13 protein-coding genes are annotated in these 14,572 nt (G+C 67.2%); 10 read left to right on the top strand and 3 right to left on the bottom strand.

All coding sequences use genetic code 11. The features are described from left to right. Positions 1 to 18: 18 nt before the first annotated feature. Positions 19 to 849, bottom strand: coding sequence for a sulfurtransferase (locus tag C4S71_RS04770; RefSeq protein ID WP_103968380.1), 831 nt, complete (start codon positions 847 to 849; stop codon positions 19 to 21). A 37-nt stretch (positions 850 to 886) separates the two neighbouring features. Beyond that, positions 887 to 1,921 carry a small ribosomal subunit biogenesis GTPase RsgA gene (gene rsgA, locus C4S71_RS04775; RefSeq protein ID WP_103968381.1) on the bottom strand — a complete coding sequence of 345 codons (1,035 nt, stop codon included), beginning with the start codon at positions 1,919 to 1,921 and terminating at the stop codon, positions 887 to 889. 88 nt (positions 1,922 to 2,009) lie between these two features. Here rsgA and orn point away from each other — a divergent pair, with 88 nt between their 5' ends. Then, positions 2,010 to 2,594, top strand: coding sequence for an oligoribonuclease (gene orn, locus C4S71_RS04780; RefSeq protein WP_103968382.1), 585 nt, complete (start codon positions 2,010 to 2,012; stop codon positions 2,592 to 2,594). Between the two features lie 268 nt (positions 2,595 to 2,862). Here orn and queG read toward each other — a convergent pair whose 3' ends face one another. Continuing rightward, entirely contained in the window at positions 2,863 to 3,963 is a 1,101-nt protein-coding gene (gene queG, locus C4S71_RS04785) for a tRNA epoxyqueuosine(34) reductase QueG (protein WP_103968383.1), read from the bottom strand. Positions 3,964 to 4,096: 133 nt separating this feature from the next. On the opposite strand from queG, the gene C4S71_RS04790 reads away from it, so the two are divergent. The 9 genes from C4S71_RS04790 to hflC all read left to right on the top strand — a co-directional run bounded on the left by C4S71_RS04790 (position 4,097) and on the right by hflC (position 14,452). Further along, complete coding sequence (locus tag C4S71_RS04790; RefSeq protein ID WP_234278179.1) at positions 4,097 to 5,608, top strand: NAD(P)H-hydrate dehydratase; 1,512 nt, start codon at positions 4,097 to 4,099, stop codon at positions 5,606 to 5,608. Continuing rightward, the gene (gene tsaE, locus C4S71_RS04795) at positions 5,608 to 6,108 is read left to right on the top strand and encodes a tRNA (adenosine(37)-N6)-threonylcarbamoyltransferase complex ATPase subunit type 1 TsaE (RefSeq protein ID WP_103968385.1); all 501 of its coding nucleotides are present in this window, start codon (positions 5,608 to 5,610) and stop codon (positions 6,106 to 6,108) included. The genes C4S71_RS04790 and tsaE overlap by 1 nt, the downstream gene beginning before the upstream one ends. Positions 6,109 to 6,155: 47 nt before the next feature. After that, positions 6,156 to 7,595: an N-acetylmuramoyl-L-alanine amidase gene (locus tag C4S71_RS04800; RefSeq protein WP_103968450.1), complete on the top strand. Its 1,440-nt coding sequence runs from the start codon at positions 6,156 to 6,158 to the stop codon at positions 7,593 to 7,595. Next, positions 7,592 to 9,520, top strand: coding sequence for a DNA mismatch repair endonuclease MutL (mutL, locus tag C4S71_RS04805; RefSeq protein ID WP_103968386.1), 1,929 nt, complete (start codon positions 7,592 to 7,594; stop codon positions 9,518 to 9,520). Before C4S71_RS04800 ends, mutL begins: the two co-directional genes overlap by 4 nt. A gap of 17 nt (positions 9,521 to 9,537) precedes the next feature. Beyond that, complete coding sequence (gene miaA / locus C4S71_RS04810; protein ID WP_103968387.1) at positions 9,538 to 10,476, top strand: tRNA (adenosine(37)-N6)-dimethylallyltransferase MiaA; 939 nt, start codon at positions 9,538 to 9,540, stop codon at positions 10,474 to 10,476. A 123-nt stretch (positions 10,477 to 10,599) separates the two neighbouring features. Next, positions 10,600 to 10,851 (top strand): RNA chaperone Hfq, encoded by a 252-nt coding sequence (hfq, locus tag C4S71_RS04815; protein ID WP_103968388.1) that lies wholly within the window; start codon positions 10,600 to 10,602, stop codon positions 10,849 to 10,851. Between the two features lie 8 nt (positions 10,852 to 10,859). Further along, a complete protein-coding gene (gene hflX, locus C4S71_RS04820) occupies positions 10,860 to 12,176 on the top strand; it encodes a ribosome rescue GTPase HflX (RefSeq protein WP_103968389.1) in 1,317 nt (438 codons plus the stop codon). Between the two features lie 146 nt (positions 12,177 to 12,322). Next, complete coding sequence (hflK, locus tag C4S71_RS04825) at positions 12,323 to 13,567, top strand: FtsH protease activity modulator HflK (RefSeq protein ID WP_103968390.1); 1,245 nt, start codon at positions 12,323 to 12,325, stop codon at positions 13,565 to 13,567. Next, entirely contained in the window at positions 13,568 to 14,452 is an 885-nt protein-coding gene (gene hflC, locus C4S71_RS04830; protein WP_010627320.1) for a protease modulator HflC, read from the top strand. The last annotated feature ends 120 nt before the right edge of the window (positions 14,453 to 14,572 follow it).

A 14,572-nucleotide genomic window follows, 5' to 3' on the forward strand; every position in this document is an offset into this window, starting at 1 on the left:
GCAGCCGCGTCTTCCAGCTTACTTCTCTATCGGCGTATCGTCGCGGTTGCCCCACTCCTTCCAGGAGCCGGCGTAGCCGCGTATTTTCTCGAAGCCCAGCGCCTTGCCCACCAGCCAGGTGAAGCCGCTGCGGTGGTGACTCTGGCAGTGAGTGACCACTTCCATGTCCGGGGTGAGCCCCAGCGCCTCGAGTTCGGTGATCAGCTCGGCGTAGTCGCGGATGCGCAGCGCACGCTCCTTGTCCATGGCCTCGGTCCACTCCATGTTGACCGCGCCGGGAATGTGCCCGAGCTGTCGGTTCTCGCCCTTCTCGCCGCGATACTCCGCCGGCGAGCGGGCATCCCATACTGCAAAGCCCTTTTCACCCAGCCGCTCCTGCAGCTCCAGCCGGTCGATGGCGACCTGCGGATGCAGGAATTCGGCCTCGTACTCGCTGGGCGTCGCTGCGCTCGGCTCATGGGAAACGGGCTGGCCGGCCTGACGCCAGGCGTGGATGCCGCCGTTGAGGTAGGAGTAACGGGTATGCCCGATCAGCTCCAGGGTCCACAACAGGCGTCCGGCCCAGCCGCCGCCCTCGTCGTCATAGGCCACCACGTGGGTATCGCGGGTCAGGCCCAGCGACGAGAACAGCCGCGACAGCGCCTCGGGGCTCGGCACCTCGTTGGGCACCTCGCCCTCGCCACGCATCAGGCGGCGAAAATCGAGGAATACGGCGCCGGGCACGTGGCCCTCGTCGTAGCTCTCCGACCTCAGCGGCACGTCGACGATCAACAGTTGGGGATCGTCCAGATGCTCGGCGAGCTGCTCCGGTTCGACGATCAGCGGCAGCAGATTCTCTTCGGAACTCATGGCGCTCTCCTTATCTCATGGTCGCGATGCGGCCGAATCAGGTCTCGTTGAGACTATCGACGATATGGCGATAGCTGGCAAAACGCTGGGAATGAATGTCGCCGCGTTCCACGGCCTCGAGCAGGGCGCAGCCGGGCTCGTGGCGGTGGCTGCAGTCGCGAAAGCGGCAGCGGCCGAGGAAGTCGCGAAACTCGATGAAGCCTTCGGCGACCTGGCGTTCGTCCAGATGCACGAGGCCGAATTCGCGAATGCCGGGCGAGTCGATCAGCTCGGCGTCGTCGGCCGTCGGCAGCCGGTAGAGGCGCGCCGTGGTGGTGGTGTGGGTGCCCTTGCGCGAGTCCTTCGACAGCGCACCGATACGCAGCGACTCATCCGGCAGCAGCCGGTCGATCAGCGACGACTTGCCCACGCCGCTCTGGCCGACGAACACCGAGGTGCGTCCGGCCAGGCGCTCGTGCAGTGCGTCGAGCCCCGTTGCCCGCGCCGTGGTGGTGGCCACCACCGGATAGCCGAGCGCCTCGTAGCGCGACAGCAGGGCGCGCAGCTCGCCGCCGCTTTCGGGCAGCAGGTCGATCTTGTTGAGCACCAGCACCGGAGTGATGCCGGTGGCCTCGGCGGCCACCAGATAGCGGTCGATCAGGTTGGGGTGCGGTGCCGGCTCCGCGGCGAAGACGATCAGGATCTGGTCGATGTTGGCCGCCACCGGCTTCAGCTGGCCGCGAGCGTCGGGGCGTTCCAGCACGTTCTGGCGTTCGCTGCGCGCCACCACCACGCCCTCGCTGACGTTGCCCTCGGCATCCTCGGCGGCACGCCAGATGACCCGGTCGCCGGTCACCAGCCCTTCGAGGTTGGCGCGCAGGTGGCAGCGCACCGTCGGCCCGTCGCCGTCCGCCTGCACGTCGAGGGTGCGGCCGAAATGGGCGATGACCCGACCGGGTCGCTCGGGGCCGTATTCGCCGGCGGCAAGCTTCTGTGAGTCCTTGACGTCGCGCTGCTCGGCGCGCTTGGCGCGCTCGGCCTGTATCTTCTCGATGCGCCAGCGCTGCTGACGGCTCAACTTGCGTTTGCTCATGGGCGCCCGAAGATCGTTACAATAGCGTCATTGTACCCAGCGTGGTCCGGCCTGTCCTGCCGCGCCCTTCAACTCTGGAGCCTGACCGATGCCCAACACTGCCGCGCCACGCGAGGACCTGCTGGTGTGGATCGACCTCGAGATGACCGGACTCGACCCCGAGCGCGAGCGCATCATCGAGGTGGCCACCCTGATTACCGACAACGATCTCAACCTGGTGGCCGAGGGGCCCGTGCTCGCGGTGCACCAGCCCGACAGCCTGCTGGCGGCGATGGATGAGTGGAACCAGAAGACCCACGGCGAGTCGGGCCTGGTCGAGCGGGTGAAGCAGAGCCGGGTCGATACCGCCGAGGCCGAGCGGCAGACCCTGGAATTCCTTAGAGCCTACGTCGCCCCGGGTTCGTCGCCCATGTGCGGCAACAGCGTGCATCAGGACCGGCGCTTCCTCGAACGCGAGATGCCCGAGCTGCTGGCTTTCTTCCACTACCGCAACCTGGACGTCTCCACCGTCAAGGAGCTGGCCAAGCGCTGGAACCCAGGGGCGCTGGCCGGCTTCAGCAAGCGCAACACTCACCAGGCGCTGGACGACATCCGCGAGTCGCTGGCGGAGCTGGCGCACTACCGCAATACCTTTTTGCGCCTGGCCGGTGGCGAGCGCGACGAAGAGGAGTAGGAGCGCCCCTGGCTGGCACCACCAAGGGTGAGCGGCGCCGGGGACAGCTCGAAGAGGAGGTTATTTGCCATGGGTGAGGCGGATTCCGCCGAACGGGCTGGCCATGGATGGCCAGCCCCGGTCCTGCAAGCGGAGCAGGATGCGAGAGCGAAGCAGGGCAAATATAGCGCCCAGGGATGGGTTTACAGCGCCTCCTCGCAGGGCTGTCGCCGGTAAAGCCGCGGCCGTATCGAAGGACTGTCGCCGGTAAAGCCGCGGCCCACCACAGTCAGATGCTTGCTATCAGCCGGTCACGCTTCTCCCGCTGCCGTTCGAGCGCCCAGCGCACGTGCTCGCGTACCAGGTCGGAGGGGTAGGCGAGGCGGGCGTGCAGTGCCGCCTCTACGCTCTCGCTCCAGGGGGCGTTGCCCAGCCCCACCGCCAGATTGCGTAGCCAGCGCTCGTAGCCGATGCGGCGGATCGGGCTGCCGGCGGTCTTGTCGAGGAACTCCTCCTCGCCCCAGGCGAAGAGTGACACCAGACTGGCGCGATCCAGATCGTGGCGCGGGGCGAAGTCCTCCTCCTGCGTGGCGCGGGTGAAGCGGGTGAAGGGGCAGACCAACTGGCAGTCGTCGCAGCCGAACACGCGGTTGCCCATGGCCTCGCGATAGCGTTCGGGGATGGCGCCGAACAGCTCGATGGTGAGATAGGAGATGCAGGCGCGGGCGTCGACCACCTTGTCCTCGACGATGGCGCCGGTGGGGCAGGCCGTGCGACAGGCGCTGCAGCTGCCGCAGTGTTCGCCATCGAAGGGCGGGTCGACGGGCAGCGGCAGGTCGACGTAGAGTTCGCCGAGAAAGAACAGCGAGCCGGCCCGGGGGTTGAGCAGCATGGCGTTCTTGCCCACCCAGCCGAGCCCGGCCTTGCGCGCCAGGGCGCGCTCCATCACCGGCGCCGAGTCGACGAAGGCGCGGTAGCCGAAGGGACCGATCTCGTCCTCGATCCACTTGGCCAGGGTGGCCAGGCGCTTGCGCATCAGCTTGTGGTAGTCGCGGCCCACCGCGTAGCGCGACACATAGGCCGTCTGCGGCTGCCCCAGCACCTTGGCGCTCTCGACCTCGGCCGGCAGGTAGTCCAGGCGCACGCTGATCACCCGCAGCGTGCCGGGCACGAGTTCCTCGGGTCGGGTGCGCTTGCTGCCGTGCTTGGCCATGAAGCCCATCTCGCCGTGGTATCCGGCCTCCAGCCAGCGCTGCAGATGACGCTCGTCCTCGGCCAGATCGACGTCGGCGATGCCCACCTGCTGGAAACCAAGTTCCCGTCCCCAGGTCTTGATGGTAGTGGCCAACTGGTCCAGCGCGCTGTCTTGCAGGATCGCGGGAAGGGTCATGATCGAGAAAAAACCGGGCAAAAATGAAGCGGGGGGATTGGCGAAAGCGCCACGGTGCTTACACTCCCATGATAAAGCAATGCCGGCAGGGAGACACGGGATGTCCGGGAATCATTCAAGCGAACCGCAGGTCATGCTGCGCCCGTTGTATCGTGCCGAACAGGTGCGTGAGCTCGACCGGCGCACCATCGCGGGGGGAATCGAGGGCTTCGCCCTGATGCAACGCGCCGCCACCGCTGCCTGGCAGAGCCTCAGGGCGCGCTGGCCCGGCATCAAGCGTATCAGCGTGCTGTGCGGTGGCGGCAACAATGGCGGCGATGGCCATGTGCTGGCGGCGCTGGCGGCAGTGGCAGGCGTGGCGGTGCAGCGTATCGCCGTAAAACCCCTCGAGGAACTCGAGGGCGATGCCGCACGGGCCGCGGAGATGGCCACGGCAGCCGGCGTCGGCTGCGAGCCTTGGCGTCGGGGTATCGCCTTCGACGGTGAAGTGATCGTCGACGCGCTGCTCGGCACCGGGCTCAGCGGCGAGGTGCGCGGTGCTTTCCGCGAGGCCATCGAGGCGATCAATGCCTGCGGGCTGCCGGTGCTGGCCATCGACATTCCCAGCGGCCTGGCCGCCGACACCGGGGCGGAGCTCGGCGTGGCCGTACGGGCCAGCCGCACCGTCACCTTCATCGGCGACAAGATCGGCCTGCATACCGGGCGCGCCCCCGCGCTGGCCGGTGAGGTCCATTTTCGTGCCCTGGGCGTCGATGCCCGTCAGCATGCCGATCTGCCGGCGGCGGCGGAGCTGCTCGACCAGGAGCTGATCAAGGCGTGGCTGCCGTCGCGTGCCCGCGATGCTCACAAGGGCGCCATGGGCCATGTGCTGGTGCTGGGAGGCGCCCCGGGCTTCGGCGGCGCGGCGCTGCTCGCCAGCGAGGCGGCGGCGCGACTGGGCGCCGGCAAGATCAGCCTGGCCACGGCGCCGGCGCATGTCACGGCCTGCCTGACCTATCGCCCCGAGGTGATGGTGCATGGCCTGCGCGGTGCCGCCGAGCTCGGCGAGCTGCCGGAGCGGGCCGATGTGCTGGTGGTCGGGCCCGGCCTGGGGCAGGGGGCCTGGGGGCAGGGCATGCTGCAGGCGGCGTTGGCCGCTTCACGACCGCTGGTGGTGGACGCCGATGGACTCAACCTGCTGGCCTCTCACTTCACCGGTCAGCGGCGTGACGACTGGATCCTGACCCCGCACCCGGGAGAAGCGGGGCGGCTGCTGGGCTGTCGTGCGGCGGAGGTGGAAGCCGACCGTCCCGCGGCGGCGCATGAGCTGCAGCGGCGTTACGGCGGCGTCGTCGTGCTCAAGGGGGCCGGTAGCCTGGTGGCGGGGCCCGCCGGTCTGGCAGTCTGCCCATACGGCAATCCCGGCATGGCGTCGGGGGGGATGGGCGACGTTCTCTCCGGCATGCTCGGGGCGCTGCTGGCTCAGGGGCTGCCGCTGGAAGCGGCGGCCAGAATCGGGGTCATGACACATGCCCTGGCTGCCGACATGGCCGTACGCGACGCGGGGGAGCGTGGCCTGCTGGCGGCCGATCTGGCATCCTATGCCCGAGTTATCGTCAACCCGGATTTCGAGCCGGGACTTCATTCGTTGGCAGGGGGCCATTGATGCGCATAAGACTCGTGGACGAAGACCGTCAGGTCGTCTTCGGGCAGTGCCTGGGTAGGGCCTTGAAAGGACGCGGCCGTCTCTACCTCGAAGGGGAGCTGGGGGCGGGCAAGACCACCCTGGCCCGCGGTATCCTGCGTGCCTACGGCCATGCCGGAGCGGTCAAGAGCCCCACCTATACCCTGGTCGAGCCCTATGAATTGGCAGGCGGCCGCCTCTATCATTTCGATCTCTATCGGCTAGGCGATCCCGAGGAGCTCGAGTTCATCGGCGGACGCGACCTGTTTGCCGAAGATGCTCTGTGCATCGTCGAGTGGCCGAGCCGCGGGCGGGGCTGGCTGCCGCAGCCCGATCTGAAGGTGACCCTGTCGCTGCACGGCGCCGGGCGCCAGGCCATGCTCGAAGCGTATACCGCACATGGCCGGGCAGCACTCGACGAGCTGCGACAGGAGCTGGCTCAGGCCGATCTGATCAGCGCTGAAGAGCGAGATACGCCGTGATGATCTCCCGATCCTCGCCGAGGGGCCAACAAGGGCTGCTGCGCACCATGCTCCGTGCTGTGTTCAGCCTGCTCCTGTTGGCATCCTGGTACGTGGCCATGCCCGCGCAGGCGGCTCAGGTCGACAATATCCGCCTGTGGGCGGCGCCCGACCATGCGCGCCTGGTGTTCGATCTTTCCGGCCATGCCGAGGCCAACGTCTTCACCCTGGACAACCCGCGTCGGCTGGTCATCGACCTCGAGCAGAGCCGGCTCGACACCGACCTCGCCTCGCTCGACCTGCAAGGCAGTGCCATCACCGCCGTGCGCAGCGGCGTGCGCGATGGCAGCGGCCTGCGCGTGGTGCTGGAGCTCTCACGCGAAGTGGAACCTCGCCATTTCACCCTGCCGCCCAACGATCAGTACGGGCATCGTCTGGTCGTGGACATGGAGTACCCGGGCGAAAGCGCGGTGGAAAACCCCATCGACCCGATCGAGGCGATGATCCGCGAGCAGGAGATGGCGGCCAGCCGGCATCGAAGTGAGGCGTCTTCCAGCGAGGCACCCCGTATCGACCCGGAGGTCGTGGCGCGACAGCCGGCGGCGCCGCATCCGCGGCGCGACATCATCATCGCCATCGACCCCGGCCATGGCGGCGAGGACCCCGGCGCCATCGGCCCCGGCGGCACCCGCGAGAAGGACGTGGTGATGGAGATCAGCCGTCGCCTGCAGCGGCTGGTCGACGGTGCCGAAGGCTTCCGCGCCGTGATGATCCGCGACGGCGACTATTACGTCGGGCTGCGCCAGCGCACTCGCATTGCCCGCGAGCAGAAGGCCGACTTCTTCGTCTCGATCCACGCCGATGCCTTCAACAGCCCGCGGCCGAACGGCAGCTCGGTCTATGCGCTGTCGCAGAGCGGTGCTACCTCGGAGACGGCCCAGTGGCTGGCTGCCAGCGAGAACCGGGCCGATCTGATCGGCGGCGTCGACGGCAATCTCTCGCTCAACGACAAGGACGAGGTACTGCGCGGCGTGCTGCTCGACCTGACCATGACCGCCACCCTCAACGACTCGCTGGCCATCGGCGGCCAGGTGCTCGACCAGCTGGGCCGGGTCAACCGGCTGCACCGCTCGCGCGTGGAGCAGGCCGGCTTCATGGTGCTGAAGTCGCCGGACATCCCGTCGCTGCTGATCGAGACGGGCTTCATCTCCAATCCCGACGAGGAGCGCCGCCTGCGCGACTCGGGGCACCAGCAGCGGCTGGCCGAATCGATCTTCTCCGGTATCGAGGCGCACTTCCGCAGCAACCCGCCGCCGGCCAGCCTGCTGGCCTGGCAGCGCGACAACCGGCGTACGCCCTCCAGCAACGAGTATCGCATCCAGCCCGGCGATACACTGTCGCAGATCGCGGCTCGTCACGGGGTGCCGGTGGCGCAGCTCAAGCAGGCCAACGACATTAACGGTGACGTGATTCGCGTCGGCCAGGTACTCCGGATTCCGCGCTCATGACGGTGCTCGACGCTACCCGGCGTATCCGCGTTCTCGACCCCCGGCTGGCCAACCAGATCGCCGCCGGCGAGGTAGTGGAGCGCCCGGCGTCGGTGGTCAAGGAGCTGGTCGAGAACGCCATCGATGCCGGCAGCCGCCGTATCGAGGTGGAGCTGGAGGCCGGCGGCGCCCGGCTGATCCGGGTGCGCGACGACGGTAGCGGTATCGCCGAGGAGGACCTGCCGCTGGCGCTGTCGCGGCATGCCACCAGCAAGATCGCCTCGCTGGAGGATCTGGAGGGTGTGGCCAGCCTCGGCTTTCGCGGCGAGGCGCTGGCGTCGATCAGTTCGGTGTCGCGCCTCGAGCTCGTCGCCAACGTCGAGGACGACCCGCGCGGTGGCTGGCGCGTGGTGGCGGAGGGGCGCCAGATGGAGCCTCGCGTCACCCCGGCACCGCATCCCCGTGGCACCTCGGTGACGGTGCGCGACCTGTTCTTCAATACCCCGGCGCGGCGCAAGTTCCTGCGTACCGAGAAGACCGAGTACGGCCATGTGGAAGAGGCCTTTCGCCGCCTGGCACTGTCGCGCTATGACATCGCCTGGGTGCTGCGTCACAACCAGAAGACCGTGCACCAGCTGCCGGCGGGGGACGATCCGACCCGCCGCGAGCGCCGTATCGCTGCGCTGCTGGGCAAGAGCTTCCTCGACAATGCCCTGCATCTCGACCTCTCGGCCGGTGGCCTGCGGCTGTGGGGCTGGGTCGGCCTACCCACCCATTCCCGCGCCCAGGCCGACCAGCAGTACTTCTTCGTCAACGGCCGCGTGGTGCGCGACCGGCTGGTGGCACATGCCATTCGCCAGGCCTATCGCGACGTGCTGTTCCATGGCCGGCACCCGGTGTTCGTGCTCTACCTGGAGGTCGACCCCACGGTGGTGGACGTCAACGTGCACCCCACCAAGCATGAGGTGCGCTTCCGCGATGGCCGCCTGGTGCACGATTTCCTCTTCTCCAGCCTGCACCGGGCGCTGGCCGAGGCGCGCCCGGCGGAACGCGAGGCCCACGCCGATGGCGCTGTAGCCGAGCAGGACGATACCGCAGAGGTGCGCGAGCCTGCACCGCGCTGGCAGCAGCAGCCCATGGCGCTGCACGCCACGGGCGAATCACCGGAGCGGGTCACCGCCGATCGCGTGCGTGCCTTCATGAACGGCTATCGTGCGCTGCATCCTGAGCACGAGGAGCGCCTGCTGACGCCGCAGCCAGCCGAGGCCGGGGCGGATGCCGCCGTGGCATCGCCGCCGGTGGAGGGTGCCGTTGGCGTGGGCCAGGCAGCGGCGCTGCCCGCCTCGGAAGAGGGCAGTGGCATCCCACCCCTGGGCTTCGCCATCGCCCAACTGCACGGCATCTACATCCTTTCCCAGACCGCCCAGGGCATGATCATCGTCGACATGCACGCGGCCCACGAGCGTATCGTCTACGAGCGCATGAAGGCTCAGGTCCACGGCGGCGCGCTGCAGACGCAGCCGCTGCTGGTACCGGTCTCGCTGGCAGCGAGCCATGCCGAGGTGGCTACCGCCGAGGCCGAGCGAGAGGCGTTTGCCCGCCTGGGCGTCGAACTGGACGTGGCCGGTCCGGAGACGCTGCTGGTACGCCAGGTGCCGGCACTGCTGGCCGATGCCGACGTCGAGCCCCTGATTCGCGACATGCTGGAAGACCTGGAGCGTTACGGGCGCTCCGACCGTCTCGAGGCCAGTATCAACGAGCTGTTGGCCACCATGGCCTGTCATGGCAGTGTGCGTGCCAACCGGCGCCTGAGCGTGGCCGAGATGAATGCGCTGTTGCGTGACATGGAGCGCACCGAGCGCAGTGGCCAGTGCAACCACGGCCGCCCCACCTGGACCGAAATGTCGCTCAAGCAGCTCGATCGCCTGTTCCTGCGCGGTCAGTAGTGAGGAAGCGCTGACTGATGTCGCAACGTCGCCCCCTGGCCATTCTGCTGATGGGCCCCACTGCCGCCGGCAAGACCGATCTGGCCATCGAGCTGTACGAACGGCTCGACTGCGAGCTGATCAGCATGGACTCGGCCATGGTCTACCGCGGCATGGATATCGGCAGCGCCAAACCCTCGCCCCAGGAGCTGGCGCGCGCCCCGCATCGCCTGATCGATATCCGCGATCCGGCGGAGCCCTATTCGGCGGCGGACTTCCGCGAGGATGCGCGTTGCGAGATGCGGCAAATTACCGCAGCCGGACGCATCCCGCTGCTGGTGGGCGGCACCATGATGTATGCCAAGCGACTGCTCGAAGGGGTCGCCAACCTGCCGGCGGCAGATCCGGCCATTCGCGCCGAACTGGCCAGAGAGGCCGAACGGCGCGGCCTGGCGGGGCTGCATGACGAGCTGGCACGGGTCGATCCCGAGGCGGCCCGGCGCATTCACCCCAACGATCCGCAGCGCCTGATGCGGGCCCTGGAGGTCTATCGCGCCAGCGGTACGACCCTCACCGAACTGTGGCGTCGACAACAACCTGAAACCTTCCCATGGGAAGTGCTGTCGATAGGATTCACGCCTTTCGATCGTCGCGTGCTGCACGAGCGGATCGCTGCGCGTTTCGAGGTCATGCTGGAGGCCGGTCTCGTCGCGGAAGTCGAGGCGCTGCGTTCGCGCGGCGACCTGCACTTGGGCCTGCCGTCCATGAAGAGCGTGGGCTATCGTCAGGTGTGGGAATACCTCGACGGGCAGGGTGACGTCGACCAGCTGCGCCACCGTACCATCGTGGCGACTCGGCAGTTGGCCAAGCGTCAATTGACCTGGCTGCGCAGCTGGCCGGCGCTACACTGGGTCGATAGTCAGAACCGGTCGGCGCTGGAGGAAGTCCTGAAATTCGTGCGTGAATCGGGCTCTTAGCGTAAGATGATGGCTTCGAGTGGCCAGGGGACCAGGCCAAGCCGGCATGGTGTCATGTCGCAAGACAGACAACCCAAGAACACAACTTTCACCCCTCAAGAGAACGTTTTAGGGAGAGGTAAAATGTCCAAAGGGCAATCCCTTCAAGACCCATACCTGAACATCCTGCGCAAGGAGCGCATTCCGGTTTCGATTTTCCTGGTCAACGGCATCAAGCTGCAGGGACAGATCGAGTCGTTCGATCAGTTCGTGATTCTGCTGCGCAACACGGTCAGCCAGATGGTCTACAAGCACGCCATCTCCACTGTGGTGCCTTCGCGCAACGTGCGGCTGCCGCCGCAGGATCCCGCGGCCCAGCCGGACAGCAACGCGTGAGGTATTGATTGTTTTTTGAACGACCCGACGCCGGCGAAACGGCAGTATTGGTCCATGTGGACTTCCAGGACGAGCGCGAGCGCGAGGATCCGGGCGAGTTCATGGAACTGGTCCGTTCCGCCGGAGCCGAACCTGCGATGCTGCTTACCGGCAGCCGGCATCGGCCCGATCCGCGTACCTTCATCGGTAGCGGCAAGGTGGAGGAGCTGCGCGAAGCGCTGCAGGTGCATGGTGCCGAGCTGGTCATCTTCAACCACGGCTTGAGCCCCTCCCAGGAGCGTAACCTGGAGCGGGAGCTCAAGTGCCGGGTGCTGGACCGCACCGGGCTGATACTCGATATCTTCGCCCAGCGTGCGCGTACCCACGAGGGCAAGCTGCAGGTCGAACTGGCGCAGCTGGAGTACATGTCCACCCGCCTGGTGCGAGGCTGGACCCACCTGGAGCGTCAGAAGGGCGGTATCGGCCTGCGCGGACCCGGTGAGACCCAGTTGGAGACCGACCGCCGCCTGCTGCGGGCGCGTATCAAGGCAATCCACAAGCGGCTCGACAAGGTGCGTAGCCAGCGCAGCCAGAATCGTCGTGCCCGCGAACGAGCCGAAATTCCCAGCGTGTCGCTGGTCGGTTATACCAACGCCGGCAAGTCGACGCTGTTCAATGCGCTGACCGAGGCGAAGGTCTACGCGGCGGACCAGCTGTTCGCCACCCTCGACCCGACCCTGCGGCGGCTCGAGGTCGGTGACGTCGGTCCGGTGGTGTTGGCGGATACCGTAGGTTTCATTCGTCATCTTCCGCACAAGCTGGTGGAGGCTTTCCAGGCCACCCTGCAGGAGGCGACCGAGGCATCGCTATTGGTCCACGTGATCGATGCCGCCGATCCCGATCGCGAGCTCAACGTGGAGCAGGTCGAGAACGTGCTCGACGAGATCGGAGCGCTCGACGTGCCGATGCTCAAGGTGATGAACAAGATCGACCTGCTCGACAGCGCGCCGCGAATCGAGCGCGACGGGCAGGGGCGACCCGAAGTGGTGTGGCTCTCGGCCCGCGACGGGCGGGGGCTCGAACTGCTGGGCCAGGCGCTGTCGGAGCGCCTGGCGGATAACGTGATCGAGTTCAGCATGCAGCTGTCACCGCAGCAGGGCCGTCTGCGCGCGGGCATGCATGAACTCGGTGCCGTACAAGAAGAACATTACGAGGAGGGGGGCAAGGTGCGGCTCGACGTGCGCCTGCCTCGCCGTGACTTCCTGCAGTTGATGGCTCGCCTGGGAGAGCGGGCGGAAGACTATCTTCCGTCCGAGCTGCACGAGCGGCCAGTATGGGATGCGTGACGACTGCGGTGTCCTGATCGACTGGATCGACTTCCCCTAGAAATAACGGCGGCGGAACCTACCGGCGCCCTACAGGATGGCAACCGGCCTCTCCGTGCGGCTGAGCGAAGCGCCGACAGAGAGGCAACGCAGAGTGGAGACGACGTATGGCTTGGAATGAGCCGGGTGGCGGCAACCAGCATGACCCCTGGAGCGGTGGGGGCCGACGCGGTGGCGGCAGTGGCGGTAACGGCAGTGGGGGCGGCGGTGGCAACCGTGGCGGCAACCAGGGCCCACCCGACCTTGACGAAGCGCTGAAGAAATTTCAGGACAAGCTCAACAGCATGCTCGGCGGTCGCGGCGGCAAGGGCGGCGGCGGTCAAGGCGGCAAGGGCGGCGGTCGACCACGCAACACCTTCGCGCTGCCCGGGCTGCTGTTGATCATCGCCTTGGGCATCTGGGGGGCGATGGGCTTCTATCTGGTCGATCAGGCCGAGCGCGGCGTGGTGCTGCGCTTCGGTGAGTTCCAGACCGTCGTCGGCCCCGGCCTGCACTGGAATCCGCCGTTGATCGATGACGTGCGCATGGTCAACGTGACCCGCGTACGCTCGCTGACCCAGACCCAGTCGATGCTGACCCGCGACGAGAATATCGTCGAGGTCGAGATCTCGGCGCAGTATCAGGTCAACAACCCGCGCGACTTCGTGCTCAACGTGCGCAACCCGGAGCTCTCCATCGAGAACGCTCTGGACAGTGCGCTGCGTCACGTGGTGGGTGGCACCGACATGATCGAGATCCTGACCTCCGGTCGTGAGATCCTCGGCAGCTCGGTGGCGAGCCGCCTGCAGACCTACCTGGACAGCTACGGCACCGGCATTCGTCTGCAGACCATCAACATCGAGTCGACCTCGGCGCCGGCACCCGTCATCGATGCCTTCGACGACGTGATCCGGGCGCGCGAGGATCGTCAGCGGACCATCAACGAAGGCATGGCCTACGCCAACGCCATCATCCCGGCCGCTCAGGGTCAGGCGCAGCGCCTGGTCGAGCAGGGGCAGGGTTATCGTGAATCGGTGGTGGCCGAGGCCCAGGGTCAGGTCAACCGCTTCAACGCGCTGCTGGCTCAGTACCGCAACGCACCGGAGATCATGCGTGAGCGTCTCTACATCGACGCCATGGCCGATGTCTTCGCCCGCACGCCGAAGGTGCTGATCGACGTACGCGACGATGCACCGCTGATGTATCTGCCGCTCGACCAGCGCCCCGGTGGCCAGACTGGCGGTGGTGAAGGCAACGGTGAGGCGGCTCGCGGCGAAAGCGGCGAACTCGACCCCCGCGTGCTCGAGCGCCTGCGTACGACCAGCTCGGCGCAGGGTGGCAATACCGGTGGTATCCGCAGGGAGGGCCGCTAAATGGTGAACAACCGTTCCTTGATCATCGTGGGCGGCCTCGCTGCCGTGGCCTGGCTGGCCAGCAACAGCCTCTACGTGGTCGACGAGACCGAGCGTGCCGTCAAGCTGCGCTTCGGTGAGGTCATCGAAGAGAACATCCAGCCCGGGCTGCACTTCAAGGTGCCGATCACCCAGACGGTGCGCAAGTTCGACACCCGTGTGCTGACGCTGGATACCGATACCAGCCGCTACCTGACCCTCGAGCAGAAGGCGGTGATCGTGGACTCCTACGTCAAGTGGCAGGTGGTCAACCCCACCCGCTACTACGAGGCTACCGCCGGCGACGAGATGATGGCGATCCGCCTGATCCAGCCGCGGGTCGACGAGAGCCTGCGTAACGAGTTCGGTCGCCTGGATCTGCAGCAGATCATCGCCGAGCGTCGCGACGACCTGATGATCCGGCCGACTCAGGAACTCGATGCACTGATGCGCGAGGAGCTGGGGGTGTCGATCCTCGACATTCGTGTCAAGCGGATCGACCTGCCCGAGGACGTCTCCGCCGCGGTATTCGACCGCATGCGCTCCGAGCGTGAGCGGGAAGCGCGCGAGTGGCGCGCCCAGGGTCAGGAGGAGGCCGAGCGGATTCGCGCCAACGCCGACCGTCGTCGCCAGGTGCTGCTGGCCCAGGCCACCGAGCGGGCCGAGACCCTGCGTGGTGAAGGCGATGCCGAAGCGGCAGCGATCTTCTCCGAGGCCTACGGCCAGAATCAGGAGTTCTTCACCTTCTGGCGCAGCATCAACGCCTATCGCGAGAGCTTCGACGGCGAGCGGGACATGCTGGTGCTCGATCCGACCAGCGACTTCTTCCGCTACCTGCGCAGCCCGGCGATCCAGAACGACGAATGACCCCAACCCTCGGCCGGCCGCGGGTCGGCCGAGGCTCGTTGGCCCCGCAAGCGGGGTTCAACCTGGCGTCAAACGTGATAGAATCCCTGAACCGGGCGTGGCCCGGTTTTTTTGTGGGCC

The organism is Billgrantia desiderata, from assembly GCF_900108215.1.
Lineage (GTDB): Bacteria > Pseudomonadota > Gammaproteobacteria > Pseudomonadales > Halomonadaceae > Halomonas > Halomonas desiderata.

What these genes read in the sequence shown, in the direction of transcription:
- queG (WP_103968383.1), bottom strand. Translation starts at nt 3,963, where the DNA reads ATGACCCTTCCCGCGATCCTGCAAGACAGCGCGCTGGACCAGTTGGCC.
- orn (WP_103968382.1), top strand. Translation starts at nt 2,010, where the DNA reads ATGCCCAACACTGCCGCGCCACGCGAGGACCTGCTGGTGTGGATCGAC.
- hfq (WP_103968388.1), top strand. Translation starts at nt 10,600, where the DNA reads ATGTCCAAAGGGCAATCCCTTCAAGACCCATACCTGAACATCCTGCGC.
- C4S71_RS04770 (WP_103968380.1), bottom strand. Translation starts at nt 849, where the DNA reads ATGAGTTCCGAAGAGAATCTGCTGCCGCTGATCGTCGAACCGGAGCAG.
- miaA (WP_103968387.1), top strand. Translation starts at nt 9,538, where the DNA reads ATGTCGCAACGTCGCCCCCTGGCCATTCTGCTGATGGGCCCCACTGCC.
- C4S71_RS04800 (WP_103968450.1), top strand. Translation starts at nt 6,156, where the DNA reads ATGCTCCGTGCTGTGTTCAGCCTGCTCCTGTTGGCATCCTGGTACGTG.
- hflK (WP_103968390.1), top strand. Translation starts at nt 12,323, where the DNA reads ATGGCTTGGAATGAGCCGGGTGGCGGCAACCAGCATGACCCCTGGAGC.
- C4S71_RS04790 (WP_234278179.1), top strand. Translation starts at nt 4,097, where the DNA reads ATGCTGCGCCCGTTGTATCGTGCCGAACAGGTGCGTGAGCTCGACCGG.
- rsgA (WP_103968381.1), bottom strand. Translation starts at nt 1,921, where the DNA reads ATGAGCAAACGCAAGTTGAGCCGTCAGCAGCGCTGGCGCATCGAGAAG.
- mutL (WP_103968386.1), top strand. Translation starts at nt 7,592, where the DNA reads ATGACGGTGCTCGACGCTACCCGGCGTATCCGCGTTCTCGACCCCCGG.
- hflC (WP_010627320.1), top strand. Translation starts at nt 13,568, where the DNA reads ATGGTGAACAACCGTTCCTTGATCATCGTGGGCGGCCTCGCTGCCGTG.
- tsaE (WP_103968385.1), top strand. Translation starts at nt 5,608, where the DNA reads ATGCGCATAAGACTCGTGGACGAAGACCGTCAGGTCGTCTTCGGGCAG.